The sequence below is a fragment of the Bifidobacterium intestinale genome (assembly GCF_023656765.1).
In the GTDB taxonomy this organism is placed as follows: domain Bacteria; phylum Actinomycetota; class Actinomycetes; order Actinomycetales; family Bifidobacteriaceae; genus Bifidobacterium; species Bifidobacterium hominis.
This window is the reverse complement of sequence record NZ_JAMOKR010000001.1, coordinates 246,391-272,742: the sequence shown is the minus strand read 5'-3', so window position 1 is coordinate 272,742 and position 26,352 is coordinate 246,391. Positions and strand designations below refer to the sequence as shown.

Below are 26,352 nucleotides of genomic sequence, written 5' to 3'. Positions count from 1 at the left end.
GCTGGTCTGCACGCATAAGCGAAGACGCTCATGCGACAACCAGCAACCGAAGAAGGTGAACCATGACACAACACACCATACGCCGCCGATGCGTAGCATTCCTCGCCATTGGCGCTATGGCGGCCCTCGCCATGCCGAGCACGGCCCAAGCTGCTCCACAATTAGCCGATCTGGGCGTCAAACAGTCCATGAGCGTGAAAGCAAGCAACGGGGAAAGCCTCGAAGGCAAGGACCTCCGCGCCATCCAACTCGCCACATACACTGCGGCAAGCGTGGACGGCAACACGATCGTCGGCTACGATCTGACCACGAACACAGCATTGGCGCCAGACATCACCGCGGCGGCCAAAACAGCCGGAGCCACCGACGCGAACCTCACCGTCAACGGCAAAAACGATCCGATGGCGTGGGTGGTGAAGAATCTGACCGACTCACGCAGCGATCTGTGGAGCGGAAAGCTACGCAACTTCTGCAATAGCCTCGCCAAACAAACCAACTTCGCCAAGCAGGAGGGAACGGCGGTCGCCACAGCCAGCCAAGACAAAACCACCATGTCGACCGGCAACGTACTTGTGCCGGGAATCTACGCCATCGTGGACCGTACCCCGGCAACAACCACGCCAAGCAGCGGAACCGCCGTCAAAACGACCGCGTCCATCATGATGATGAACGGCACCGCGGTCAACGGCATCAGCCAACTGCGCACGGCCAGTGGCACGACCTTGACGCTCGGACAGGTGATCTACAAGGTATCCAGCGTGGAAGCACCCGATAAGAAAGTCAACGTCGGCAGCACGTGGAAAGACAGCGCATCCGAAGCGATAGGCAAGGATCTGACCTACCGCGTGACGCAGAAAATCCCTAACTGGACAGGCTATGATCACTACCATCTCGCGTTGAATGACAAGCTTGGCACAGGCCTCGACTACGTTTCGCTCACTTCGATTACCGTCGGAGGCAAAGCATTGGCAGACACGTTCTACAAGGAAAACGTCAACGGCAAAACCATCAGTTGGCTGTTCGGCGTCAACGGAGACATCCTCGCTTCAGACGCATCAAAGGCAGCCCTGCCGGTCGGTTCGACGATCACCGTCACCTACACGGCCCGCCTCAACGGCAACGCGGTCATCGGAAGCCCCTGCAACGTCAACTCCATCGACTTGGAATACTCCCATAACCCCAACGCATGGCAGGACCACAACAACCAGCCCGGCAACGAGGTCAAAGTCTGCACCGGTGAAATCGCATTGCGCAAGGTCGACGCCAAAAACCAAAAGCTCACCGGCGCGAAATTCACCATCGCCCAAGGCACCAACAACAAAACACCTTTGAAACTCGTATCACTCGGCAAAGGCAACTACCGCCTCGCCACCAGCAGCGACACCACAACCACCACCACGTTCGAAGCCGGCGAAACCAAAATCCAAGGACTCAAAGGCGAATACACCATCACCGAAACACAAGCGCCCCAAGACTACTCACCGCTCATGCTGCCCAGCGCAGTCGTCACCGTCAACGTTGACGATGCCACCATGACGTGGAGCATCGACGTCAAATCCGACCCCAACAACCTCATTAAAAAAGGCGACAGCCACACCGTGGTCGTCACCAACATCCGCACCATCACCGAAATACCGTTGACCGGCGCGGCAGGATTGACCATGCTTTTCAGCATCGCAACGCTCCTCTTCATAGGAGGCATCGTAATGCTGCGCATGTGCAAATCAGCTGACGACCGCTAACCGGCATCCAACGATAGGAAACACATGACGGTCCCCACGCACGACAAACCCCGACACAAAAACACGTCGGCAAAACGCAACATCATCCGATGGTGCGTGGGAACCGCCATGCTCACCGCAACAGCACTCATCATCAGCATCCCCCTGATCATGCGCGCCGAAGACAACATCCAACAAGCAGCCAACGTCAAAGCATACGCAGCCACCGTCACCAACACCACAGACACGACAATCCAAGAAAGCAAAAGGCAGGCAAAACTCTACAACGCACGCCTCGCCAACCGAACCAAACCACAAACCGACGATCCAGCAGACAACTCAACCAACAACCAAACCGACAACCAAACAAAGGATAAAACCCCAACACAAAATCCCATCGAATACAACCAACAACTCATCATCCCACCCAGCGACGTCATAGCAACCATCAACTACCCAAAACTCGGCATCAACCTACCCATACGGCACGGAACCAGCGAACAAGTGCTCGCCATCGGCGCCGGACACTGGAAGGGAACATCCCTACCGATCGGGGGAGCGGGAACCCACACCGTCATCACCGCACACCGAGGCCTCGCCGACAAACTCATGTTCACCAAACTCGACCAAGCCCGCGAAAGCGATGAATTCACCATCACCACCCTCGATGAAACCCTCACATACCAAGTGCAAACCATCCGCACCATCACCCCCGACGATTTCACCTGGATAAACAAGCACGACGACACCGTCGATCAGGCCACGCTCATGACCTGCACCCCATACGGCATCAACACACACCGACTCCTCGTCACAGGAACACGCATCCCAAACCACGACGAATGCCCGCCCGAAACAGGCTGCCTCACCGACGGAACACTCACCGCCACAGCGTTCGTGCTCACCACCGTATGGGCAATCATCATCGCGCTCGCACGCCACAGTTACAATGAAATGCATGATCGACGAAGTATTGTTCCTACGCCACGGACGCACCGCCTACAACCTCGCAAGACGACTGCAAGGCCAAATCGACATTCCCCTCGACATCGTCGGCAGGTGGCAGGCCGACCAAAGCGCTTATGAACTCGCCAAAAAGTACTATTGGGCGAAAGTCGCGCACCTCGCCGACCATAATGACGAACTCGCCCAACCCGCGTACAAGGGCGCGTATCTCGCCAATATCGACGAAATCAACGAGGCGCCGGCCGCAAGTCGACGCATGGTCGTCGTGTCATCAGACCTTTTCCGCGCCCAACAGACCGCCCACGCCATTGCCGACCTTCTCGGACTTGACGTAGTCCTCGACCCGCACCTGCGTGAACGCAGCTTCGGCGAATGGGAGGGCATGACCCGTGAGGAGATCCTCGAACAGTACGCCGACGACTACCATTCATGGCGCGCCCACACCGGGGGCGAAACCAAGCATGGCGTCGAAAGCCGCCGCCACACCGGTCAGCGTGGCGCCCAAGCCATCCGAAGCATCATCGCCGAACATGCCGGCGATTCCATGCCAACCACGCTGCTCGCCGTCGGCCACGGATCATGGATCGTGGCCACCGTCGCCGTATTGCTTGACATGGATCCGGACGATCTCAACAATCTCGGCGCCATGCGCAACGCCTTCTGGACGCGGATGAGCGTCGATGCCAGACGTGGCCCCGCCGAACCTGACACATGGCAGTGGAAGCTCGACGCCTTCAACCAAGGCCCGGCCATCGCGGCGCTTACGGACTGGGAGAATGGGCCGAAGGAATTGCGCGGCCCGAACATGCCGTTGTGGAAGCCCATCATGCAGTGACATGCGGTAACCCACGGTGGGCCATTGCTCACCGTGGGCGCATGCGGTGAACATGAATTCTCGATGAAATCTCCGGCTTGTGGTCGGTTAGCTCCCAAGGTTGGACTATCCTAAATAAGGTTGTTTGCCCGAATGGCCCCTGAGCGGCTGCGAAAAGCTGGTCGCAGTAGGCTATGGGATTCGGGCTGCCGTACAGCGATAGAACGTTGGGAAGCGCGAAAGGCGGGTGAGAAACATGTTGAGAATGTTCAGAACGATTAACGGCCAGGTGGAGCAGATCCAAAAACCCGAAAACGGATCCTGGTTATGCCTTTCGGATCCGACCGATGTGGAGCTCGCCAACGTTTCCATGGAAACCGGCGTCGATCTCGCCGACCTGCGCGCCCCACTTGATGACGAGGAACGGTCCCGTGTGGACGTGGAAGACGATTACACGATGATCATCGTCGACATTCCAACCGTCGAGGAGCGTGGCGGGCGAGACTGGTACGAGACCATCCCGTTGTCGATCATCATCACGCAGTCGGCCATCATCACAGTCTGCATGCAGGACACTCCGGTGCTGCACCCGTTCATGGAAGGCACGATCCGCGGTTTCAACACGTATATGAAAACGCGTTTCATCCTGCAGATACTGTACCGCAACGCCACCATGTATCTGCGGTATCTGCGCATCATCGACCGTGAAAGCGACAAGCTCGAACTCAAGCTGCGCCATTCCATGCAGAATCGTGAGATCCTCATGCTGCTCGAATTGAGCAAGACGTTGGTCTATTTCACCACGTCGCTCAAGTCGAACGAAATCGTGATGGAAAAGCTGACCACGCTGCCGCGCATCAAGCAGTATCCGGAAGACGAGGATCTGCTCGACGACGTCATCACCGAAAACAAGCAGGCTATCGAGATGGCCAACATCTACAGTGGCGTTCTTGCCAACATGACCGACGCGTTCGCGTCGATCGTGTCGAACAATCTGAACAACGTGATGCGCATCTTCACGATCATCTCCATCACGCTGTCGATTCCGACGCTGGTTTTCTCGATGTACGGCATGAACTTCCAGGATGGCGGCATGCTTGGCATGCCGTTGACAGACAAGCCGTGGGGCTTCGCCGTGATCATCGGAATCTCGCTGGTCGTTTCGGCCATCGTCACCTGGTTCCTGACACGTTCACGCATGTTCAAGTAGAAGCGCGTAGAATCGCGCGTATGCAACGTCTGTCACGAAACATTTCCGCGTTGGTATGCGCCGCTTCGGTCGTATTGGGCACGAGTGCGTGCGGCACTTCCATTTCCGTCGTCACCAATGGTCTTGCGCAAGGGCCGACCATTGCGATTGGTGTGGCCGCGGACCAGCCGGGATTGGGTTTTCTGCATGGGGGAGAGTATTCGGGTCTCGATATTTCCGTGGCGCAATATGTGGCGAATGTGCTGGGATTCGCGCAAAAACAGATCGTGTTCAAACAGGTGCTGCCGTCGACGCGTGTCGCGTCGCTTGAAGACGGCACTGTGGACATGGTGGTTGATGCTTTCGCCGCTGATGATGTTCAGGATGGTGAGGTTGAGCTTGCAGGACCGTATCTGACCGTGCATGCGGCATTGCTGGTGCGTTCCGACAGTGCGGGAACCATCACCGGAACCGATGATCTTGCCGGGAAAACGGTATGCGTGGCCAAAGGCGGATTGCCCGCCGATAACGTGCGAAATCTTGCGGAGGATGTGACCGTGAGCGAACGCGACACGTATCCGCAGTGCGAGACGGCATTGATGATCGGGCAAGCGGACGCCATTGCGGCCGATGACGCCATAGCGGCTGGCCTCGCATCCAACAGGGGAGGCAGGTACCTTAAGGTCGTGGGCGAAACGTTCGGAGAACGCTCGTATGCGATCGCGGTCAGATCCGGCCAATCCACGCTTGCCAAACAGGTCGACGCCGCATTGCGGTCCATGATGGACGACGGCTCGTGGAAGCAGGCCGTAGACGAGATGAAACAGTCGACTGGCTACGTTCCCGACATGTCGATCAACCCTCCCGCGATAACGCTCTCAGCGGCGTCAGAAGGCTGACGGCCGTCGCCTTGCGTGACGCTTTGCAAAACGCTTCTTGCATAATGATTGGCGCCTTGCGAAGTGTCCAGTTGCGCGGCTAGTTTCATGCATTATGAGTGACATTGAGAAAAGCGCGCAGGCGCAGTCGAACGAACCAGCCGAGCCGTCGTTCCGTTACAATGCGGATCTGGCTCAGGGCATTGAGGGAAAATGGCAGAAGATTTGGGATGACGAAGGCACTTTCTGGGCTGCTAACGTCAACGGCGATCTGAAGGACGGAAAGGGTCGCAACGCCGAAGGGCGCCCGTCGTATTTCGCGATGGACATGTTCCCGTATCCGTCGGGCAAGGGCCTGCATGTGGGTCACCCGTTGGGCTACCTTGCCACCGATGTGGTCAGCCGCTACCACCGTATGAAGGGCGAGAACGTGCTGCACGCCATGGGCTATGACGCCTTCGGCCTGCCGGCCGAGCAGTATGCGGTCCAGACCGGTCAGCATCCGCGCATCACCACCGAGCAGAACATCGCCAACATGCGCCGCCAGCTGCACCGTATGGGACTGAGCTTCGACAACCGTCGTTCCTTTGCCACCATCGACCCAGGCTACGTGCGTTGGACCCAGTGGATCTTCTCCCGCATCTATGATTCCTGGTACGACGAGGATGCCACTAATCCGTCTGGTTCCAAGGGCTGCGCACGCCCGATCAGCACGCTGGTGGAGCAGTTCGAATCCGGCGAGCGTGAGATTCCGGGATTCGCAGGCAAGCAGTGGGGAGACCTGAGCGAAGCCGAGCAGGCCGACGTGCTCAACGACTTCCGTTTGGCCTACATCTCCAAGTCCCCGGTGAACTGGTGCCCGGGCCTGGGCACGGTGCTCGCCAACGAGGAGGTCACCGCCGAAGGCAAGTCCGAACGCGGCAACTTCCCGGTGTTCCAGCGCGAGCTGCGCCAATGGTCCATGCGCATCACCGCATACGGCCACCGTCTGATCGAAGATCTTGATGGCATCGACTGGCCGGAGAAGGTCAAGCTCATGCAGCGCAATTGGATCGGCGAATCCCACGGCGCTTCCGTGCATTTCGAGGTCGAAACCCCGAACGGTGCCAAAGACATGGAGATCTACACCACCCGTCCCGACACCCTGTTCGGCACCACGTTCGCCGTGGTCTCCCCGGAGCATCACCTGCTCGAAGACGTTCCCGCCGAGTGGCCGGCCGAGACTCCGGAAGACTGGAAGGGCGGCTATGCCACTCCGGTCGAGGCAGTGAAGGCCTATCGCTTGGCTGCGGAATCCAAGACCGCCAAGGACCGTGTCGACGAGGCTGGCGAGAAGACCGGCCTGTTCACCGGCCTGTACGCCACCAACCCGATCACCGGAGCCAAGCTGCCGCTGTTCACCGCGGATTACGTGCTCATGGACTACGGCACCGGCGCCATCATGGCCGTGCCTGGCGGCGACCGGCGCGATTACGATTTCGCGGTCAAGTTCGGCCTGCCGGTCATCTACACCGTGCAGCCGCTGGCCGAATCCGGCGACGATCTGGCCAACTATGAAGGCAAGGCGCCGTTCGTCTCCCACGACGGCATTGTCATCAACTCCTCCGTGGATGCCACCCACGCCAAGGGCGACGCGTTGAGTCTCAACGGCCTGCGCGTGGACGAGGCCATCGACAAGGTGAACGCATGGCTGGAAGAGGCCGGTGTCGGCAAGGGCACGGTCAGCTACCGTCTGCGCGACTGGCTGTTCAGCCGCCAGCGTTATTGGGGCGAACCGTTCCCGATCGTCTACGGCGAGGATGGCACTCCGCACCTGCTGCCGGACGACCAGCTGCCGATCAACCTGCCAGACGTGCCGGACTACAGTCCGAAGACCTTCGATCCGGAAGACGCCGAATCCAATCCTGAAGCTCCGCTGAGCCGCAATGAGGATTGGGTGAAGGTCGAACTCGACTTGGGCGACGGCAAGAAGACCTACTATCGCGACACCAACACCATGCCGAACTGGGCCGGCTCCTGCTGGTACTACATGCGCTACCTCGACCCGACCGATACCGAACACATGGTCGAGAAGAGCGAGTTCGACTATTGGATGGGACCGAACCACAATGAAACCGCCGGCAAGTCCGGCGGCGTGGACCTGTACATCGGTGGTGTGGAACATGCCGTGTTGCACTTGCTGTACTCCCGTTTCTGGCACAAGGTGCTGTTCGACCTCGGTTTCGTCGATTCCGCGGAACCGTTCCACAAGCTGTTCAACCAGGGCATGATCCAGGCGTACGCCTACACCGATGACCGCGGCCAGTACGTCCCAGCCGCCGAAGTGGTGGAAGGCCCGGCCGATGCCAACGGCGAGCCGACCTTCACTTGGAACGGCGAACACGCCAACCGTGAGTTCGGCAAGATGGGCAAGAGCCTGAAGAACATCATCACGCCGGACGACATGTACGCGAACTATGGTGCCGACACTTTCCGTCTGTACGAGATGGGTATGGGCCCGCTGGCCGAATCCCGCCCGTGGAACACGCGCAACGTGGTCGGATCCATGCGTTTCCTGCAGCGCCTGTGGCGCAACGTCGTCGACGAGAACACCGGCGAAGTGCGCGTCACCGATGGCGAACTCGACACGAAGACGCTGAAGCTGTTGAACAACACGATCGCCGACGTGACCGTGGAAATGGAAGCGATGCGTCCGAACACGGCCATCGCCAAGCTCATCGTGCTCAACAACCATTTGACCAGCCTCGACGAGGTGCCGCGCGCAGCCGTCGAACCGCTGATCCTGATGCTTTCCCCGATCGCCCCGCACATCTGCGAGGAACTGTGGAACAAGCTCGGACACGGCGAGTCGCTGGCGCACGCCGAATGGCCGAAGGCCGACGAACGCTATGTCGGACAGGACACCGTCACCGCGGTTGTGCAGATCAAGGGCAAGGTCCGTGCTAAGCTTGAGGTTTCGCCCGACATCGACCCGAAGGACCTTGAGAAGATGGCGTTGGAAGCCGTCGCCGACCGTCTGGGCGGCAAGGAACCGCGCAAGGTCATCGTCAAGGCTCCGAAGATCGTGTCCATCGTTCCCGCGGAATGATGTTTCGGAAAACTTTCGGAACTAACGGCCGCTGACAAGGTATCCAACCGGATGTGAACCTTTCCCGCATAAGGCGACACGCCGAACATGTGGATAACTCGCATCCTCCGACCACAGGGGCCGTTTCGACTGGACAGCATGCCCATGCATCCTCCAATTTGGATGCATGGGCATTACTATTACCCCGCCAAACGGGCGGAACAGGCAGGCCGATACCACATCGCAGGCCGCGCAGCGGCTGCGTGGACTTGGCGTGCCCAAAACACACGGAAAGAACACGCTCAGGCAAAACGTTCGCAGCGAACATGCCCTTCCCGCAACCTCCGAACCATCTGTGGCAATCGTGGCACCTGCAACGACTGAAATATCCCGTGAACAAACGTCGGAACCTGCGAAACCCTCATTGCGGGAGCTGGCCGGAGTCAAACCTGCCGACAAGTCGACGGAACAGGATGGGCCCAAACGTGATCGTCCACGACTCGTCTTTCAGCCCATCCACGCGGTCATCGCCATACTCACCCTGTCGTGCGCGCTGTGCGCAAGCCTGACCATGCTTGTGCAACAGGCCATCCACTACAGCGCGCTCCAACAGACGCAGATCACGCAATCCGAACAATCACAGGCGAACGAAATCATGAAAGACGGGACGTCATCCACGGCAACAACACCAAACCAGCAGCCTTCCATGGAGCAAAACGACCAGAACGAGCCAACATCCGAACCGACGGAACCTTCCGATCCGGCTGACGATCTGCTGAACATCAACACCGCCGGATCCGACGAACTGCAAACCTTGAAAGGCGTAGGCCCGGTGACCGCGCAACGCATCATCGACTACCGCAATCAGATCGGCCGTTTCGACAATGTCGACCAATTGTTGGAAGTCAAAGGCATCGGCGAGAAAACGCTGACGAAATTCCGAGACCAAGTGTGCGCACGATGAGAGGAAACACGTTCGAATGGCGGGATAGGGAGCAGGGGAGCAGGGATTGGCGACTGCTGCCGGCCGCCCTGTGCGGGTGGGCTGCGAGTCTGGCCACACATGCGGGATTCGACTACTGCGTCGAACAGGAAGGCAGACTCGGCATGCTGCCGCTCGTTTTAGTGTTGACTGTGCCATTGCTGGCATTGTTGGGATTGTTGGGATTGCCGTTCATGAGATCGTCTATCCTGCGATTGCCGGTCGGCATACGGCGGGTGGTCGCGGCATGGCATTTCGGCATTATCGTATGCGTGGTCGCGGCGACGGCATGCGCGTCTTCCGCGTTGACCTATGACGTATTGCAATGGAGGGATGCGGCCTCGTACGCGGCCAGAAATGGCGAAAGCGACGTTGTCACGCTGGTGCACACGACATCTCCCGCAGTAAATTCGAACAGGCGTGCGAACGATTGCCAGATCGATGCGACGATTTCGACGATCACGGCAAGCCAGGTCACGCAGCCAAGCATGATGCGGGTGCGCGTCTATGCGGACCGGCCGAACTGCGGCACACTCAAACAAGGCTGCGAATACCGGATGCGGGGCACGCTCGCAGTGTCGCAATACGGTGCCATGCCGCTATGGCTGACGGACATCGCCTCCGTGGAACGCCTACGGGCACCCAATCCCGCATTTCGCGTGATCGACATGATGCAGCAGGCGTTCTTCGAACAGACGTCACGGCTTTCCGACCAAGGAAAAGTACTTGTTCCCGGACTGACATTAGGCATTCTCGGACAGGATTACATTCCACCAGACAGCGGCAATGGCAAGACTGGCACGGGCATTGATTCCACATACGCCAATCTGCTTGAAGACGCCTTCCAACGTTCGGGCATACTGCATCTGATGGCGGTCAGCGGCGGGCATCTCGCGGTTATCGCCACTCTGATACGTACCACCTGTTCGTTTTTCCTATTGCCGAGACGCGTCACGGCCATCGCCATCGGCATGTCATACATCATGCTGTCGATGTGCGTGTTCCCCTCCGATTCGGTGTCACGAGCCCTGCTGATGGGCTTGGCCGGAGCGGGCTTCCTGTTCCTCGGGCGAAGAACACAGGCTTTGACCGCCCTCAACTGGACCACTTTGGGCATGCTCATGGTCAATCCGCACATGTCACGCAGTTTCGGATTCGCACTATCATGCGCGGCCGTGCTTGGCATCGTACTGTTCGCAGGGCCGTTAAGCGCATGGCTCACGCCGATCATGCCGGCGTTCATCGCACAGACCATGGCCATGACCATAGCCGCGCAATTGTTCACCCTGCCGATCCAAGTGCTCATCGAACCGGAACTGCCCGTCTACTCCATTCCGGCCAATCTGGTCGTCGCACCCTTCGTGGGCTTTTCCACACTTGCTGGACTCGCCAGCCTCGCCATCTCATGGATACTGCCAAACATGGGATCCATGTTCGCCAACCTGGCGTCCTGGGGTACCGCCGTCATGGAACTCATGGCCCTCAACCTCGGATCGGGAGAGCAAGCCACCATTCCATGGACCGGAGGCGCGGGCGGCGCTCTGCTGATCATCCTCGTCGAAGCCGTCGGATACATGGTCGCACGACTCGCCGGCACACTCTTCTTCCGCATCGCAACACCAGAACCAGACCTGCCAGGCCGACGACTCATACACAATCCCGTCGAACGCGTAAAAGCATGGGGCGAACGAACCCACAACACGCTCAAAACCATGAAATGGAACAAATGAATCTTGTCCACCGATACAGCGAGATTGAATACTATGCCGAAACCATCCGCAGCGACCTTCCACCTCATCTATGGAGGCGACCCGTACCTCAACGAGCAAGCCGTACGCGACCTGCGCCACCAAGCGCAACGCAAACATCCCGACGCGGAAACTATCGAACTCGATGCAACCAACGCCGACCATTACGCCTTCGACGAAGCGGTAAGCCCATCACTGCTCTCCGAACAGTCAATCGTCATCGTATCCAACCTGCAAAACGCCGACGACAAACTCGGCGAAACCATGGTCTCCTACTGCAAGCAAGCCGTCAACAATCCAACCGAAACCAGCATCGTCATCTGCCAGCATGAAGGCGGCATCAAAGGCAAACGACTCATCGACCAACTCACCAAAGCCGGAGCCGTCAAAGAAACCGTTGCAGACCTCAAAAAAGCCGAAGCGAAACTCAACTTCACCATACAATGCTTCGAGCGACGCAACCGACGCATCGAACCCATGGCCGCACAACAACTCGTAGCCGTGCTCGGCGACAAAACCGGCGAACTCGCAGCCATGGCAAGCCAACTCTGCTTCGACTTCGACGACAATCCCATAACATTGGAACGCGTCAACCAATACCTCACCGCCAACCCCCAAGTAGACGGCTTCCGCGTGGCAGACCTCGCACTCTCCGGGCGGACAGCCGACGCCATCATCGCCATGCGCGCCTCGGTCGAACAAGGCACCGCGCCAATCGCACTCATCGGAGCGCTCGCCATGAAACTACGCACCATGGCCAAGGCGTCAGCCGTACGCTCCGGCACCATCAGCGAGGCGGAAGCGAAAACCAATTCATGGGTGCTGAAAAACGCCACCAGGCAGCTTCCCGGATGGACATCCGACGGCATGAGCCGATGCATCCAAATGCTCGCATGGGCCGACGAACAAAGCAAAACCAACGGATCGGACCCGGTCTACGCGCTGGAACGATCCATCGAACTGATCAGCAACAAAGGACGAACCAACTAACATGAGCGAGGCCACCACCAGCATCACCAACGCAACCAGCGACACCACCAAAACCGTCACCATCGAAGCGGCAACCGGCGAAGCCATGCGCGAACTCGGCAAACACGTCGCACGCCTCACCCGCGGAGGAGACATCATACTCCTCTCCGGGCCACTCGGCGCAGGAAAAACCACCTTCGCACAAGGCTTCGGCGCAGGACTCAACATCAGCGAACCCATCGTCTCACCAACCTTCACCATCGCGCGCGAACTCGAAGGCCAATTCCCCAACGGCAACTCCGCCCACCTCATACACGTCGACGCCTACCGACTCGGCGGCAACGTCTACGCCCCAGGCCAAAACGCCGTCGAACGACTACTCGACGAACTCGAATCACTCGGACTCGACGAAGAACTCGAAGACCCCAGCGACAACACCATCATCCTCATGGAATGGGGCGAACAAATGGCTGCCGCACTCGCACCGGAACGCCTCGAAATCCACATCGACCGGCCACTCAACACCGACGGCACAGACACAACGACCAATACGGCCAGCAACGAACTCACCAGCAACGGCGTACGCACCGTAACCTTCATTCCCGTCGGCAAATCCTGGCAAACCTTCAACATCACACGCAACATCCGCTAAAATCCTCTAAAACACAGCCAGCAACCACGATTCCAGCATCGGTTGTACAGTAGTTCCCAGCTTGGCATAAGGAGTTTCCACAAAATGCAGACACTGGTGATCGACACTTCATACGGCTCAACCGTCGGCATGGTCGGACACGACCCCATCATCGAAACCGACTCACGCACCCACGTCGAAAAACTACAGGCGAACATCGCCGCAACCGTGGAACAAGCCGGCCTCACACCGAAAAACATCGACCGCATCATCGTCGGCGTCGGACCAGCACCCTTCACCGGACTACGCGCAGGAATCGTCGCAGCCAAAGCGCTCGCCTTCGCCACCGGTGCGCAGCTTATCGGGCAGAATGTGCTTTCCCCGCAGGTGCTTGTGCGCGACGCGGAGCGTGACGGCCGCCATCATCTGACGCTCGCCGTGAACGATGCGCGACGCAAGCAGCTGTATTTCACATTGCTGGACGGCAACGGCTATGAGGTCGGCGGCAGCGCAGGCGAAGACCGTGACGCAAACGTTGAAAGCGGCTATGTGAAAACCCTGATCGACATGGATATCGACTATCCCGAATCAATCGCAAGACGCGTCAACGAGGTACTGGAACAGCTTCGCCAGTCAGATACAAACGTGGAATATGTGGTCGATGTCATCGGCCATGGAGCGGCGAAATACGCGCAATCGTGGGCAAGTCTTCCCGAAGGCGGCATGGTGAGCGACCATGCGCTGCTCGACGAGGGTGCATCCGGACTGGAACGTTTCGCGGCCTTCGCCACTTCGCAACAGGCTTTGGCGAATCTGGAGCCGATCGAACCGTTGTATCTGCGCAGGCCGGACGTGTCGGTGCCGAACCCGTTGAAGCATGTGCTCAACCATGCCGGTGCGGAACGTACGGAGTGACGGCAGGCCCATGATCGTTGACCATATGAATATCGACGAGGAAATCGTTGTGCCGCAGATGGCCGCTTTGGAAGCGGACCTGTTCGGCAGGGGAGCGTGGAGCGAGCAGTCAATCCGTCAGGAATTCCACGCGCCGGCACGCACGTATCTGTTCGATATTGATGATTTCGGTATTGTGGATTGCGCGGCCGCAGATAGGCCGGGTGCAGATGGTTTCGCTGCGAAGCAGCCCGTCGTGCGCGGCTATGCCGGTTTCTGGTATGACGGTGATGATGCGGAAATCATGACGATCGGCGTCGGCAAGCAGTTCCAGCGGCGGGGAATCGCGGCTTCATTGATGGAAGCGTTGATTGCGCGGGCGCGCGAGCAGGGGGCGCAACGCATGTTGCTTGAAGTGCGCATCGACAATATTCCTGCCTTGGCACTGTATGAACGGTTCGGTTTTGCCAGAATGGGCTTGCGCAAACGCTACTACCAACCCGAAGGCATCGACGCATACACCATGAGCCTTGATCTTGAGCCAAGGATCGTCGGCTTCGCAGCAGCGGAACAATAAGCAGAACAACCAAACGGAACAGCAAGCAAAGCAGCAAACGGAGTAGCAATGAACGAACCAATCGTACTCGGCATCGAATCCACCTGCGACGAGACCGCGGCCGCGGTAGTGCAGGGGCGCACCCTGATCTCCAACGTCGTCGCGTCCTCCATGGATGAACACGCACGTTACGGAGGTGTGATTCCTGAAATCGCGTCACGCGCCCACGCCGAAGCGTTCGTGCCATGCGTTTCCAAGGCGTTGGCTGACGCGAACATGACATTGTCTGACGTCGATGCGATCGCCGTGTCCGCGGGTCCCGGCCTTGCTGGCTGCCTCGCCGTTGGCGTGTCCGGTGCGAAATCGCTTGCCTGGGCGGCGAACAAGCCGATTTACGGCATCAACCATGTGATTGGGCATATCGCAGTCACGCAACTGCAGTTCGGTCCGTTCCCCAAAGACACGCTCGCGTTGATCGTTTCCGGCGGGCACACGTCTCTGCTGCATGTCGAGGATGTCGCACGCCATATCGACGTGGTCGGTACAACGCTTGATGATGCGGCCGGCGAATGCTTCGACAAGGTCGCCCGCCTGCTGGGCTTCCCATATCCGGGCGGTCCTCATATCGACCGTCATGCGCAATTGGGTGACCCGCACGCCATCAAGGTGCCGCAAGGACTCACCCAAGGCAAAGCGGGCCAGCAGCATCCGTACGATTTCAGCTTCTCCGGCGTGAAGACGGCCGTCGCGCGTTGGATCGAGGAACAGCAGGCGCAAGGCAATGAGATTCCCGTGGATGACGTGTGCGCGTCGTTGGCGGATTCCGTGGCGACCGTGCTCGCCAAGAAGGCGATGCGCGGCTGTGAGCAGTACGATTCGAAGACGTTGATTGTGGGAGGCGGCTTCTCCGCGAATTCGCAGCTTCGCGCCAAACTGTTGGAGGTTGGAGCGGAATATGGTGTCGAGGTACGCGTGCCGCAGCTTAAACTGTGCACCGACAATGGCGCCATGGTGGCCATGCTGGGAGTCAATCTGGTAGAGGCTGGAGTGGCCCCGTCAAGCCCTGATTTCGCAATCGATTCGGCTATGCCATTAACGAAGATCTCCATGTGAGATTGGACTGAAAGCATCGAATGGAAACGTTTTGCAAGCCGAAACACGCATGTGACACGCTGAAGATTTGCAATCCACAAGTTTTGGTGTAGCATTTTTGTCTTGTGCACAGCGCATTCCTGCGTAGCTCAGTTGGCAGAGCATCCGACTGTTAATCGGACGGTCACTGGTTCAAGCCCAGTCGCAGGAGCCATATGAAAGCCCTTGGAAACCAAGGGCTTTTGTCATATTCATCGTCATATTCGAGGAATCAACGAAGATGCCGAGGTTCTCGGCTTATAGGAACTTTTGGCCAATAACCCGGATATTGCGGCAGGCACGTTTTACACGAAATTCATGATTGAGGAGAACGATACTATGGATGAGGTAGCCAAAGCAGGTTCCTCCACGGGCAAAACTTAAGATTTTCCCAGCAAGCGGCGTTTACCATGAACACGCAAGCAAGAAAAACACGGCAAATCATGGAAGGGAGTCCATATGTGCACTGGTGTTCGTTTCTCCGACGATGAGGGAAACATGTATTTCGGCCGTAATCTCGACTGGAGCTTCTCCTACGGCGAGACCATTCTGGTCACTCCGCGAGGCTACAAGTACGACTATGTGTATGGGGCCGAAGGCAAGAGCGAACCGAATGCGGTGATCGGCGTGGGCGTGGTCATGGCCGACCGCCCCATGTATTTCGACTGCGCCAACGAGCATGGCCTGGCCATTGCCGGACTGAACTTCCCCGGATACGCCTCCTTTGCGCACGAGCCAGTCGAAGGAACCGAAAACGTCGCCACCTTCGAATTCCCGCTGTGGGTGGCGCGCAATTTCGACAGTGTCGACGAAGTCGAAGAAGCGTTGAAGAACGTGACGCTCGTTTCGCAGGTCGTGCCCGGCCAGCAGGAGTCCCTGCTGCACTGGTTCATTGGTGACGGCACCCGAAGCATCGTCGTCGAGCAGATGTCCGACGGCATGCACGTTCATCATGACGATGTAGACGTGCTCACCAACCAGCCTACCTTCGACTTCCATATGGAAAACCTGCGCAACTACATGTGCGTGAGCAACGACATGGCGGAGCCGACCACTTGGGGCAAGGCGGAACTGAGCGCATGGGGCGCCGGCGTAAGCATGCACGGCATTCCCGGTGACGTGAGCTCACCGTCGCGTTTCGTGCGCGTCGCCTACACCAATACGCACTATCCGCAGCAGAACAACGAGTCCGCCAATGTGGCACGCTTGTTCCATACACTGGCCTCCGTGCAGATGGTCGACGGCTGCGCTAGGATGAGCAACGGCCAGTTCGAGCGCACGCTGTTCACCAGCGGTTATTCCGGAAAGACCAACACGTATTACATGAACACGTATGAGGATCCGGCGATCCGCTCGTTTGCCATGTCTGATTTCGACATGGATTCGAGCGAACTGATCACTGCCGATTGATTCCGAGAATTTCGAGTTCGAAGATTCCAGTTCCGAAGATTCCGCAGTGATCGCACTGCGGACAGTATAAAAGGGCACAACGTCGCAACCGGCGTTGTGCCCTTTTGATCAGTAAAACTAATGAGATTTATTTGGAAAAATAATTTAAAAATGGTCGAGGAATGCTTTCAAACGTTTTCCTCGTTATGTTCCTTACGCGAGGAAGCGAATCGCGACAGAACACCTGACTTGCGTAAAGCGCAATACATTCCCCAGGAGCCGAAACCGGCGAATGCCACCGCGCTGAGCAGCTCGCAAATGGTGCCGATGATGCCTCGCGGGCTGAAGAACGAGAATGCCTGATAGTAGAAGAACAGCAGATAGAAGTTGTAGACGATTCCAACCGACAAAGCAGACAGAATGGTGACGCCGAGCGTCCAACGACGGTAGCGGAACAACGCGAATACCGCTTCCGCGGCTGCCGCCTGCACCAACGCGATCACAATCAGGCTCACGCTGTATTTCGTGCCGAGCACCACCTCGACGAACGATGCGACTAAAAGCACATAGGCCGAAGCTCCCGGCTTGCGCACAATCAGAGACCCCAGCGTGGCGGGGAAGTAGAACAAAGCATGAAGCAGCGCCGCTGAACCAGGAAGAATCAAAGTCAGCAATGGAAAAAGACCATACGAGAGGCCGTCGAACACCCAGAACATCACTCCCGACATCACGCCTACTGCCGCGCCGACCGCGATATCGACCACACGCCATGTGAGGGCCTTGCGTGTTCCTTGGGTTATTTTCAAAGACTGCCTTACCTGCTTCGACAGCTTCGCGTCCGTATTATGAATTTCAGAGAATGGCTTCGCCATAATGATAATGAATCCTTGCGTTGGTCGATGCCGCGCACCGTGAGTCGGAGATCGCGGCAGTCGCCGTGGGCCGTTCCTCGACCTGCGCGGCTCGGGCAGGAACGACGAAAGGCATTATACGACATGCTGCTTGCCGAACATGCATCATGGATCTCCCTGTGTTCAAAATACCGTTACAAGTACGCCAAATCCAGGCGTACGGCCCAGTCCAGCACACCTGATCAGCACGATTTCATTAAACTCAGCAGCATAAGAGCTTCTTGTCGTGAGACGGCAGTCGGCCAAAACAGCATGGTCCTATGTTCCTTGCGATGAACACGTCAGTCACTCTTTGCAGACGCAACTTAGCTAATTTCCAGGATTACAGGTTCTTTTGCTATCCGATAGCATGCGACACGCCAAGTAGACTTCAAGCACTTTAAGTTTTTACAGTGCAGGATATGAGTACCACAACATGGCATACGATTCGTGAGGCATCCATGATTTCCGGACTTCCCGAATCCACTTTGCGCTACTACGAGCAGATCGGCATCATTGACCCGATAGCACGCGACCCAAGTTCTGGCTATCGTGCCTACACTGACGAAGACATTCAATCGCTGGTCACCATTTCCTGCTTGTCTGCGACCGGCATGCCGCTTGAAGCCATGCGCGAGTATCTGAAAAACCGTTTCGACGGAACCGAAGGCGCGCGCAGGCAAATGGAGCTACTGGACGCGCAGACATTGCGTTTGGCCGCAAAAGCAGAAAGCATCCGCATGCAGCAAGCCTATGTTTCCCTCAAAACACTCTATTGGCGTGCCGTGGCGGAAGGCCATGACGACGAAGCGCAACGACTTCTGGAAGAAAACCACGATGTCATCGAAACAGTGAAAAAACAGATTCACAGCAAGGCTGACGCATAAGCCGAAGCATCATCGCAGACATTACCTCAATTCAATTCACACACAGCAAGGGAGCAACTCATGAAGGCAGCGATCTTCAAGGGAGTCAAGCAGATGGCATGCGAAGAACATGCCGAACCGACCATCATCGACGGGGGAGACGCCATCATCCGCGTGGTACGCGCATGCGTATGCGGATCCGACCTGTGGTTCTACCGCGACGGCAGCAAGGAACCCAACACCCAGGCCGGTCATGAAGCCATCGGCGTGGTCGAGCAGGTCGGCGATGATGTGACCGTGGCCAAGCCGGGCGATTTCGTGATCGTGCCGTTCCCATTCAGCTGCGGCAAGTGCCCGGTATGCAAGGCCGGCTTCGAATCCAGCTGCCCCCATGGCGGATATTTCGGCGATGAGGGACTGGGATGTCAGGCGGAATACCTGCGCGTGCCAGAAGCTAATGGCACGCTGGTGGTCGTTCCGGGCGACGCGAAGAGCTTCTCCGACGACATGCTCGCATCGCTGCTCACCCTCTCTGACGTGATGTCGACCGGTTATCATGCGGCCGCTTCCGCCGAAATCAAGCTGGGGGACACCGCGGTCGTGTTCGGCGACGGTGCGGTCGGCCTGTGCGGCGTGCTGTCCGCCAAGCTGATGGGCGCCACGCGCATCATTTCCATGAGCCGCCATGCTGACCGCCAGCGTATCGCACGCGAATTCGGCGCCACCGATTTCGTGGAGGAACGTGGCGACGAGGCCGTGGACAAGGTGCTGGGAATGACCGACGGCTACGGTGCCGACGCAGTGCTTGAATGCGTGGGATCCGCGCTGTCGAACGACACCGCCATGAAGGTGGCGCGAGCAGGCGCAGTGGTCGGCCGCGTCGGCCTGCCGCACGGTGTGGAAGCCGACATTCCGGGACTGTTCTACCGCAACGTCGGTCTGCGCGGCGGTCCGGCACCAGTGCGCACGTACGATATGCATCGACTGCTCAAGGAAGTGCTCGACGGCAACATCAATCCGGGCATCGTCTACACCTCCGAATACACGCTCGACGATATTCAGGAAGCGTACGCGGCCATGGACGAGCGCCGAACCGTAAAGTCGCTGCTGCGCATCAGCGAAGTCTGAGCAACATGCCGACGATAGAATAAGCGCAAATCAAACGAAAGGAAGCAAGTCTTGTTCGAAGAGCTGCATAAACGGATGAATTCGTTTTGGAATAATGACAGGACGTTGTCACAAACCGATCCGGAATTCATCGAATTCTTCTCGAATTTCGCTTATGACGAAGTGGTGAACGAACCGGGAGCGAACCATCCTGATCTGGATGACAAAACCCGTTCTCTGGCCATCCTCGCCGTGCTGGTAGGAGTTCAGGGACTGGACGCTTTCGAAATGATGCTGCCGGTGGCCTACGAAACTGGACTGTCCTCCATCGCCATCAAGGAAATGGTGTATCAGGCGACCGCCTACTGCGGTTTCGGCAAAACCCTGCCGTTCCTGAAGAAGCTCAACAACTTCCTCGGCGCGGCCAACGTGCATCTACCACTCGAATCGCAAGGCACCACCACGCCGGAAACACGCGCCAAGGCGGGCGAAGACAAGCAGATCGAACTCTTCGGCGAGCATATGCGTGGATTCGCGCAATCCGGCCCCGAAGAGACACAACACATCAACAAGTGGCTTGCCGACAACTGCTTCGGTGACTATTACACGCGCGGAGGATTGAACAATCGCGAACGCGAGATAATCACGTTGTGCTTCCTTGCCGCGCAGGGCGGTTGCGAGCCGCAGCTGACGTCTCATGCGAAGGCCAATATGGACATCGGCAATGAGAAGGCTTTTCTGATTGCCGTCATTTCGCAGTGCATGCCGTATATCGGGTATCCGCGTACGCTGAATGCGATTCGTTGCATTAATGATGCCGCGAATCAGATGCAGGGCTGATTGCAGTAAGGTTTTACATCAACCGATGCCTGGATAGCTTGCTTCGATCCTTGCTTGATGCTCGCTCCGATATGGAAGGGACCGTTTGCCAGTCATGATTAGATTGGCAAACGGTCCCTCTATGTATATTGCTACTCGTGTGCGGGCGTCACTCGCCCCACACATCCTTGGCGATGGACTGTACGAGCGCGATCTTAGCCCACTGCTGTTCCTCGGTGAGCTTGTTGCCTTCCTCAGTGGAGGCGAAACCGCACTGGGTGGACAGGCACAGACGGTCGAGCGGCACATACTGGGCCGCTTCGGCAATGCGGGCCTTGATCGTTTCCGGATCTTCAAGTTCCGGCTTTTTGGAGGTAATCAGGCCGAGCACGACCTGCTTGTCGCTGGAAACCTTGGCGAGCGGTTCGAAGTCACCGGAACGGTCGTCATCGAACTCCAAGTAGTAGGCGGCGACGTTTTCCTTGCCGAAAAGCACGTCGGCCACAGTGGCGTATCCGCCGGCGGAAGCCCACGTGGAGTGGTAATTGCCACGGCAGTCGTGCGTGGTGATTACCAGATCCTCCGGCAGATCCTCGATGGCGGCATTGTTCATGGCGGCATACTGTTCCTGCATGGCGGCGAACTCGTCGGCGGTGTAATGCTGGTTGAAGTTCGGATCACAGAACATGCCCCACGTGCAGTCGTCCAGCTGAACGTTGCGGCAACCGGCCTCATACAGCGCCATGATCAGACCATGGAAGGCCTTGGCGGTGTCATCGGCAAGCTCGTCGTAATCCTTCTGGGTGTCGCCGTAGAACTCGTGCACGGAAGCGATGTTTTCCGGGCGGAACAGCTCCGCATACAGCTGTGCCGGGGCCGGAACGGTCTGGCGTGAGACGACAGTGTCGTCTTCGAACTGCTTGATGAACTTGAAATGCTCGATGAACGGGTGATTCTGGTCGAACGCGATCTTGCCAGTCAGGCGTGCGGATTCGGCGCGGGTCTCCTCATCGTGGAAGAAATAGCCTTTGTCCATCGACACCTTTTCCACGCCGGCGAAGCCCCACATACAGTCGAGATGCCACCAGCCACGACGGAACTCACCGTCGGTGATGACATGCAGGCCGGCAGCCTTCTGCTTGGCGACCAGTTCGATAATGGCCTTATCTTCCACGGCCTTGAGGGCGGCCTTGTCAATCTTGCCTGCTGCGAAATCGGCGCGGGCCTTCTTGAGCTCTGCCGGACGTAGGTATGAGCCGACCACGTCGGCGCGGAACGGCGCGTTCTGGGAATACGTCATTGGATGCTCCTTTTGCTGACAGTTAAAAATACCTAACGAAGATTAGTCAGTTTCCCGAAGCAATGCATCAAAAAGACGAGAATGTGAGACGGGACGTTATAGTGTTCTCCATCAAATCAAAGCAAGAGGTTATATGTATGGGCGGCATCAAACGGAATGAGGCAAACGGGCCAGACGAATCGACGGTACGGGGCAAAACGAAAAAGCCAAAAACCTTAGGCAAGTATCTGCTGGTTTCCGCAACGCAAACCATTGTGGAATTCGGATCGTTCATCCTATTGCATCTGCTACCGTGCCGTCTTCTGTCGCGAACGGCGTGGCCATCACGCTATCGGCTTCGTATAACTTTCTGATGAACCGCAATGTCACGTTCAAATCGTCCAGCAATTTCGGACGCAGTGTGGCATTGTTCATTCTGCTGTGGATTTGGAATTACTTGTTTGGTTCCACCATGCTGGCATGGCTGCCTTCCGCATTCGGATGGAACGCGGTGTTGGTGAAGTTCATGACCATGGCATGCCAGTTCGCATGGGGATATCCGCTGTGCAAGAAAGTGATTTTCCGCTGAATCTGCGAACGTATCAATCCCAATGGCACCCTATGGCAACGCCCTATGTATGATTGAACATGTCTTGTATTAACCCCAGAAAGAAATGGAAAGGCAATGAACGAATCGCAAGATTCCAACGACAGTAGCGCGAACAATACGAACGACATTCGTCAACAAGAGGCAGAGCATCAAGGAGCGGCCGTAAAAGCGGCACTTGGAGCCAATATCGGCGTGGCCATCGCCAAACTCGCCGCGGCGTTCTTCACCGGATCGTCCGCAATGCTTTCCGAATCGGTGCATTCCATCGCCGACTGCTCCAACGAAATCGTGCTCATGGCAGGCGGGCGTTTCTCCAAGCACAAAACGGACGGTGATCACCCGTTCGGCCTGTATCGCGCCAAATATCTCGCCTCGTTCGTAGTGGCGACGCTACTGTTCTTCGTCGGCGGTTTCTTCTCCACTTCCGAGGCGGTGAAGAAACTGTTCGCCATTGCCGAAAATCCCGCTTTGCGTGACGTCAACCAGATGGAACTGCTGGTGGCGTTCATCGTGGTGGTTATCAGCGCTTGTCTGGAAGGCTACGGCCTGCATCAAAGCATCAAAGAAGCCAACGAGCGTATGGAGCGCACGGGTGTGGCCCATATGGGTGTGTTCCGTTTCTGGAGACGCACCAAGTCGGCGGAGCTCGCGTCCGTCATCATGGAAGATACGCTTGCTCTGATCGGTTTGGCATTCGCAGGGGCGGGCATCGGTCTTGCGATTCTGCTCGATAATGAGATATTTGATGCGCTCGGCGGTTTGATGGTTGGTCTTGTGTTGATTACTGGATCGCTGCTGCTGATGTTCAAATCGGGTTCGTTGCTGATTGGCGAGGCCGTCGATTCGGATACTCGAAAGAAGATTGAGCAGGCCGTTATTTCGACGTCTGGTGTGGAGCGGTTGCTGAATATGCAGACCGTGCACATGTCCGAAGACGATATTTTGTTGTGCGTCAAAGTGCAGACCAGCAAGCTCGACCGCGACTACGACGTTGAGACCGTGAACAAGATCGAACGAAGCGTGCGTGCCGCACTGCCATGGTTCCGTTTCGAAATCTACGTAGAGCCCGACCTTTACCGCACCGACCACAAAATCGTTTCGTAGCGGCGTGCAATGCGCCTACGGTCATGAACCGTAGAGGGCGAAACGACGATACGGGCTTTTCATGAGGAGCTGGCATTCCGACGAATTCGGAGTGCCAGCTCCTCCTTTTCGCACGCTTTCTTATTAGGTGTCTCCTTGAGCTTGTGCGCACGTATCTTCTCCGGCATCCGATCCGTGGCCTGTCGTTGGGCTCCTCGGCGACCGTGAACGTACCGATTCCTCCACCGACTGGAGGAATCTGCCCGCTGTCGGCTGCAGCTGCATGGTCGGCACATGCGAGAACAATCGGTGGCATGACTGAAGCTGCACATGATGATTACCAGTTGCCCGAAGGATTCGAGCATTGTTCGAAACTTGACCCTGTACGCGATGCACCTAGCGCGTTAGACCGTGTCAAGCAAGTCGTACGCATTCTGCACGAACCAGGCGGATGCCCTTGGGACGGCGAACAAACCAATACAAGCCTGCTTAAACCACTGTTGGAAGAAACCTACGAATACATCGACGCCGTGGAAACGAACGATCGAGACAATATGCGCGAGGAGCTCGGCGACATGCTGCTACAATCCGTCTTCCAAGCGCAAGTATGTGCCGTGGATGCGCAGGATCCGTTCAATATCGATGAAGTGTGCAATCGTCTCGTCAACAAGCTCATCACCCGCCATCCGCACGTCTTCCAAACAGACGATGCTGCCGACGATTCCGTACCGGCACCGGAAAGCGCACAAGATACGCTGAAACTGTGGGAAGCGATGAAGCAGAAAGAGAAGCATCGCAAGTCCGTGCTCGAAGGCATCTCCCACGCACAAGGCGCACTGCCACGTGCCACGAAAATCGTATCGAGAGTGCACAAATCGCAGTATCGTGACCAGCTCGAAACCGCATTCAATCCAAACGCAGAACGGACGGACGAACAGCATGATGTCAGCCATCCTTATGCCGACGAAATCATCGCCATCATACGCAAGGCGCAACGCGACGGCGTGGACGTGGAATCCGACCTGCGTTGCCGTTTACGCGGCATAGAATCCGAAATCAAACACATCGAAAGGACCATGAACCATGAGTGATGTCAAAGCACTCGACCCAGCGCTGCTCAAACAGTATTCCGTGGACTTCAACGCTGACCGAGCCAATCTGGTGGCCGCCAATGCGGCAGTATCGTCCGGCGTACTTGCCGCAGCTACCGACTACAAGGGCGAGCGCGTACTGCAGAATGATTTCTCCATTGAACTGAAGCAGGGGAGTATCACCAATCAGCGTAGTTCGGGACGTTGTTGGATGTTTGCGGCGCTTAATACGTTGCGTTATGAGTTGATGCATCGTTGGAATTTGGAGGACTTCGAGTTTTCGGAAACCTACCTGTTTTTCTGGGATGCGATGGAGAAGTCGAACACGTATTTGGAGAATGTGCTTGCCACGTTGGATGAGCCGTTGGATAGTCGTGTGTTCGAGGCGATTAATTATGGTCCGGCCGATGATGGTGGTTGGTGGCAGATGTTCGCCGATTTGGTGAACAAGTATGGTTTGGTGCCGAAGAGCGCCTATCCGGAGTCGGCTAATTCGAGAAATTCGGATGCGTTCAAGCAGTATTTGAATACGAAGCTGCGTGAGTTCGCATCCGATTTGCGTGACCGTCATACGGCTGGAACGTCGTTGGATGAATTGCGTGCGTTGAAGAATGAGGATATGGCCACGGTGTATCGCATGTGCGCGATCGCGTTGGGGGAGCCTCCGGAGCGTTTTGATTTTCTTGCGCGTATGAGCGATGACAAGGATGATGCCAAGAAGAAAACCGCGGGGGATGGTTCGTCTGAAAAGGCTGCGAAGACCGGTAAGGATGAGCGTCCGCAGATTCGTGAGTTCGGCATCACTCCGATGGAGTTTTACAAGAAGTACGTGCCGGTGGACGTGAACGATCTGGTTACGTTGTGCAATGTGCCGGTGGAAAGCCGTCCGTTTGGCAAGCGGTATCGTATTCGTTTTTCGGCCAATGTGGCTGAGGCGGGTGATATGGAGTTCGTGAACGTGCCTCTTGACGTGTTCAAGAAGGCTGCCGTGGATCAGATCAGTGGTGGTCATCCGATTTGGTTCGCTTGTGATTGCATGCAGTTTTCGCTGCGTGGCGATGGCTTCTTTGATTGCGATACCGTGCGCGTTGACCAGCTTTTCGGTACGGAATTCACGTTCGACAAGGCTAGGGGGTTGGAGTATGGCGATTGCCCAAGCAATCATGCCATGACTTTGACCGGCGTGAATTTAGATGAGGATGGTCGCCCGAATCGTTGGAAGGTGGAGAACAGTTGGGGTAAGGATAATGGTCAGGATGGCTATTATGTGGCGTCCGATGCTTGGTTCGACCGTTATGTTACCGAACTGATCATTCGCAAAGAGTATCTTGACGAGGCCACGCGCGAAATACTGGCCGATCAGCCGGTTGAGCTTGAACCTTGGGAGCCGCTCACCAATCGAAGCCGATGAAGGCTTGTGCACAGGTCGCGTCCCTCTGGCCTGTTCCGCGCGTTGCCTTCGCAAGAGGAGCGCGGAGGCTAGGGGATGCGTGGCGAAATCCGAAAATGATTCAGACGATTGGCATGGCGACTTCCAGACAAACAAATCGGCTCAAGCCGACAATTGGCAATCAACATGCGATTCATGAGTCGGGACCGCTTGCAAGCCATGGATTGTTCGCAGGTCCCAAGGCAAGTTTGTGGATCGTCGAATACTTGTGAAGCGCATGCG

Annotated in this window: 22 protein-coding genes, 1 tRNA gene and 1 pseudogene; 22 read left to right on the top strand and 2 right to left on the bottom strand. The window is 57.0% G+C overall.

The features are described from left to right. Positions 1-62: 62 nt before the first annotated feature. The 15 genes from NBH13_RS01125 to bsh all read left to right on the top strand — a co-directional run bounded on the left by NBH13_RS01125 (position 63) and on the right by bsh (position 16,956). Positions 63-1,742, top strand: a complete 1,680-nt coding sequence (locus NBH13_RS01125) for an isopeptide-forming domain-containing fimbrial protein (protein WP_250778557.1) — start codon at positions 63-65, stop codon at positions 1,740-1,742. 24 nt (positions 1,743-1,766) lie between these two features. Next, positions 1,767-2,807 carry a class C sortase gene (locus NBH13_RS01120; protein ID WP_250778555.1) on the top strand — a complete coding sequence of 347 codons (1,041 nt, stop codon included), beginning with the start codon at positions 1,767-1,769 and terminating at the stop codon, positions 2,805-2,807. Beyond that, positions 2,740-3,522, top strand: coding sequence for a histidine phosphatase family protein (locus NBH13_RS01115; protein ID WP_250778862.1), 783 nt, complete (start codon positions 2,740-2,742; stop codon positions 3,520-3,522). The genes NBH13_RS01120 and NBH13_RS01115 overlap by 68 nt, the downstream gene beginning before the upstream one ends. 235 nt (positions 3,523-3,757) lie before the next feature. Further along, complete coding sequence (locus NBH13_RS01110) at positions 3,758-4,711, top strand: magnesium transporter CorA family protein (RefSeq protein ID WP_099571817.1); 954 nt, start codon at positions 3,758-3,760, stop codon at positions 4,709-4,711. A 20-nt stretch (positions 4,712-4,731) separates the two neighbouring features. Further along, entirely contained in the window at positions 4,732-5,589 is an 858-nt protein-coding gene (locus NBH13_RS01105) for a transporter substrate-binding domain-containing protein (protein ID WP_099571818.1), read from the top strand. A gap of 94 nt (positions 5,590-5,683) precedes the next feature. Beyond that, entirely contained in the window at positions 5,684-8,656 is a 2,973-nt protein-coding gene (leuS, locus tag NBH13_RS01100) for a leucine--tRNA ligase (protein ID WP_250778553.1), read from the top strand. Positions 8,657-8,822: 166 nt separating this feature from the next. Then, positions 8,823-9,599 (top strand): ComEA family DNA-binding protein, encoded by a 777-nt coding sequence (locus NBH13_RS01095; RefSeq protein WP_250778551.1) that lies wholly within the window; start codon positions 8,823-8,825, stop codon positions 9,597-9,599. Continuing rightward, positions 9,596-11,347 carry a ComEC/Rec2 family competence protein gene (locus NBH13_RS01090; protein ID WP_250778549.1) on the top strand — a complete coding sequence of 584 codons (1,752 nt, stop codon included), beginning with the start codon at positions 9,596-9,598 and terminating at the stop codon, positions 11,345-11,347. The genes NBH13_RS01095 and NBH13_RS01090 overlap by 4 nt, the downstream gene beginning before the upstream one ends. 33 nt (positions 11,348-11,380) lie before the next feature. Continuing rightward, positions 11,381-12,355 carry a DNA polymerase III subunit delta gene (holA, locus tag NBH13_RS01085; RefSeq protein WP_099595581.1) on the top strand — a complete coding sequence of 325 codons (975 nt, stop codon included), beginning with the start codon at positions 11,381-11,383 and terminating at the stop codon, positions 12,353-12,355. Position 12,356: 1 nt separating this feature from the next. Then, positions 12,357-12,986 carry a tRNA (adenosine(37)-N6)-threonylcarbamoyltransferase complex ATPase subunit type 1 TsaE gene (gene tsaE / locus NBH13_RS01080; protein WP_502801753.1) on the top strand — a complete coding sequence of 210 codons (630 nt, stop codon included), beginning with the start codon at positions 12,357-12,359 and terminating at the stop codon, positions 12,984-12,986. 84 nt (positions 12,987-13,070) lie between these two features. Next, positions 13,071-13,880 carry a tRNA (adenosine(37)-N6)-threonylcarbamoyltransferase complex dimerization subunit type 1 TsaB gene (tsaB, locus tag NBH13_RS01075; protein ID WP_250778541.1) on the top strand — a complete coding sequence of 270 codons (810 nt, stop codon included), beginning with the start codon at positions 13,071-13,073 and terminating at the stop codon, positions 13,878-13,880. A gap of 10 nt (positions 13,881-13,890) precedes the next feature. Then, positions 13,891-14,436, top strand: a complete 546-nt coding sequence (gene rimI, locus NBH13_RS01070) for a ribosomal protein S18-alanine N-acetyltransferase (protein ID WP_250778539.1) — start codon at positions 13,891-13,893, stop codon at positions 14,434-14,436. A gap of 48 nt (positions 14,437-14,484) precedes the next feature. Further along, positions 14,485-15,528: a tRNA (adenosine(37)-N6)-threonylcarbamoyltransferase complex transferase subunit TsaD gene (gene tsaD / locus NBH13_RS01065; protein ID WP_250778538.1), complete on the top strand. Its 1,044-nt coding sequence runs from the start codon at positions 14,485-14,487 to the stop codon at positions 15,526-15,528. Between the two features lie 117 nt (positions 15,529-15,645). Beyond that, positions 15,646-15,721, top strand: a tRNA-Asn gene (locus NBH13_RS01060). Between the two features lie 284 nt (positions 15,722-16,005). After that, entirely contained in the window at positions 16,006-16,956 is a 951-nt protein-coding gene (bsh, locus tag NBH13_RS01055) for a choloylglycine hydrolase (protein WP_250778536.1), read from the top strand. Positions 16,957-17,123: 167 nt separating this feature from the next. Here bsh and NBH13_RS01050 read toward each other — a convergent pair whose 3' ends face one another. Next, a complete protein-coding gene (locus tag NBH13_RS01050) occupies positions 17,124-17,807 on the bottom strand; it encodes an ECF transporter S component (RefSeq protein ID WP_099571826.1) in 684 nt (227 codons plus the stop codon). A 440-nt stretch (positions 17,808-18,247) separates the two neighbouring features. On the opposite strand from NBH13_RS01050, the gene NBH13_RS01045 reads away from it, so the two are divergent. From NBH13_RS01045 to NBH13_RS01035, 3 genes are read left to right on the top strand one after another with little or no spacing between them, the layout of a single operon-like run. Then, on the top strand, positions 18,248-18,712 hold the full coding sequence (locus tag NBH13_RS01045; protein ID WP_250778534.1) for a MerR family transcriptional regulator: 465 nt from the start codon (positions 18,248-18,250) through the stop codon (positions 18,710-18,712). A gap of 60 nt (positions 18,713-18,772) precedes the next feature. Next, a complete protein-coding gene (locus tag NBH13_RS01040) occupies positions 18,773-19,819 on the top strand; it encodes a zinc-dependent alcohol dehydrogenase family protein (RefSeq protein WP_099571828.1) in 1,047 nt (348 codons plus the stop codon). A 51-nt stretch (positions 19,820-19,870) separates the two neighbouring features. Next, positions 19,871-20,638 carry a carboxymuconolactone decarboxylase family protein gene (locus NBH13_RS01035; RefSeq protein WP_250778532.1) on the top strand — a complete coding sequence of 256 codons (768 nt, stop codon included), beginning with the start codon at positions 19,871-19,873 and terminating at the stop codon, positions 20,636-20,638. A gap of 148 nt (positions 20,639-20,786) precedes the next feature. On the opposite strand, the gene NBH13_RS01030 is transcribed toward NBH13_RS01035, so the two are convergent. After that, positions 20,787-21,917, bottom strand: coding sequence for a 5-methyltetrahydropteroyltriglutamate--homocysteine S-methyltransferase (locus tag NBH13_RS01030; RefSeq protein WP_250778530.1), 1,131 nt, complete (start codon positions 21,915-21,917; stop codon positions 20,787-20,789). A 137-nt stretch (positions 21,918-22,054) separates the two neighbouring features. On the opposite strand from NBH13_RS01030, the pseudogene NBH13_RS01025 reads away from it, so the two are divergent. The 4 genes and pseudogenes from NBH13_RS01025 (at position 22,055) to NBH13_RS01010 (ending at position 26,091) form a co-directional block, all read left to right on the top strand. Beyond that, positions 22,055-22,485, top strand: a pseudogene (locus tag NBH13_RS01025) (GtrA family protein). Positions 22,486-22,581: 96 nt separating this feature from the next. After that, the gene (locus NBH13_RS01020) at positions 22,582-23,610 is read left to right on the top strand and encodes a cation diffusion facilitator family transporter (protein WP_099571831.1); all 1,029 of its coding nucleotides are present in this window, start codon (positions 22,582-22,584) and stop codon (positions 23,608-23,610) included. Between the two features lie 293 nt (positions 23,611-23,903). Beyond that, positions 23,904-24,680 carry a MazG nucleotide pyrophosphohydrolase domain-containing protein gene (locus tag NBH13_RS01015; RefSeq protein ID WP_144164058.1) on the top strand — a complete coding sequence of 259 codons (777 nt, stop codon included), beginning with the start codon at positions 23,904-23,906 and terminating at the stop codon, positions 24,678-24,680. Further along, positions 24,673-26,091: a C1 family peptidase gene (locus tag NBH13_RS01010; protein WP_099571833.1), complete on the top strand. Its 1,419-nt coding sequence runs from the start codon at positions 24,673-24,675 to the stop codon at positions 26,089-26,091. The genes NBH13_RS01015 and NBH13_RS01010 overlap by 8 nt, the downstream gene beginning before the upstream one ends. Positions 26,092-26,352 lie beyond the last annotated feature (261 nt).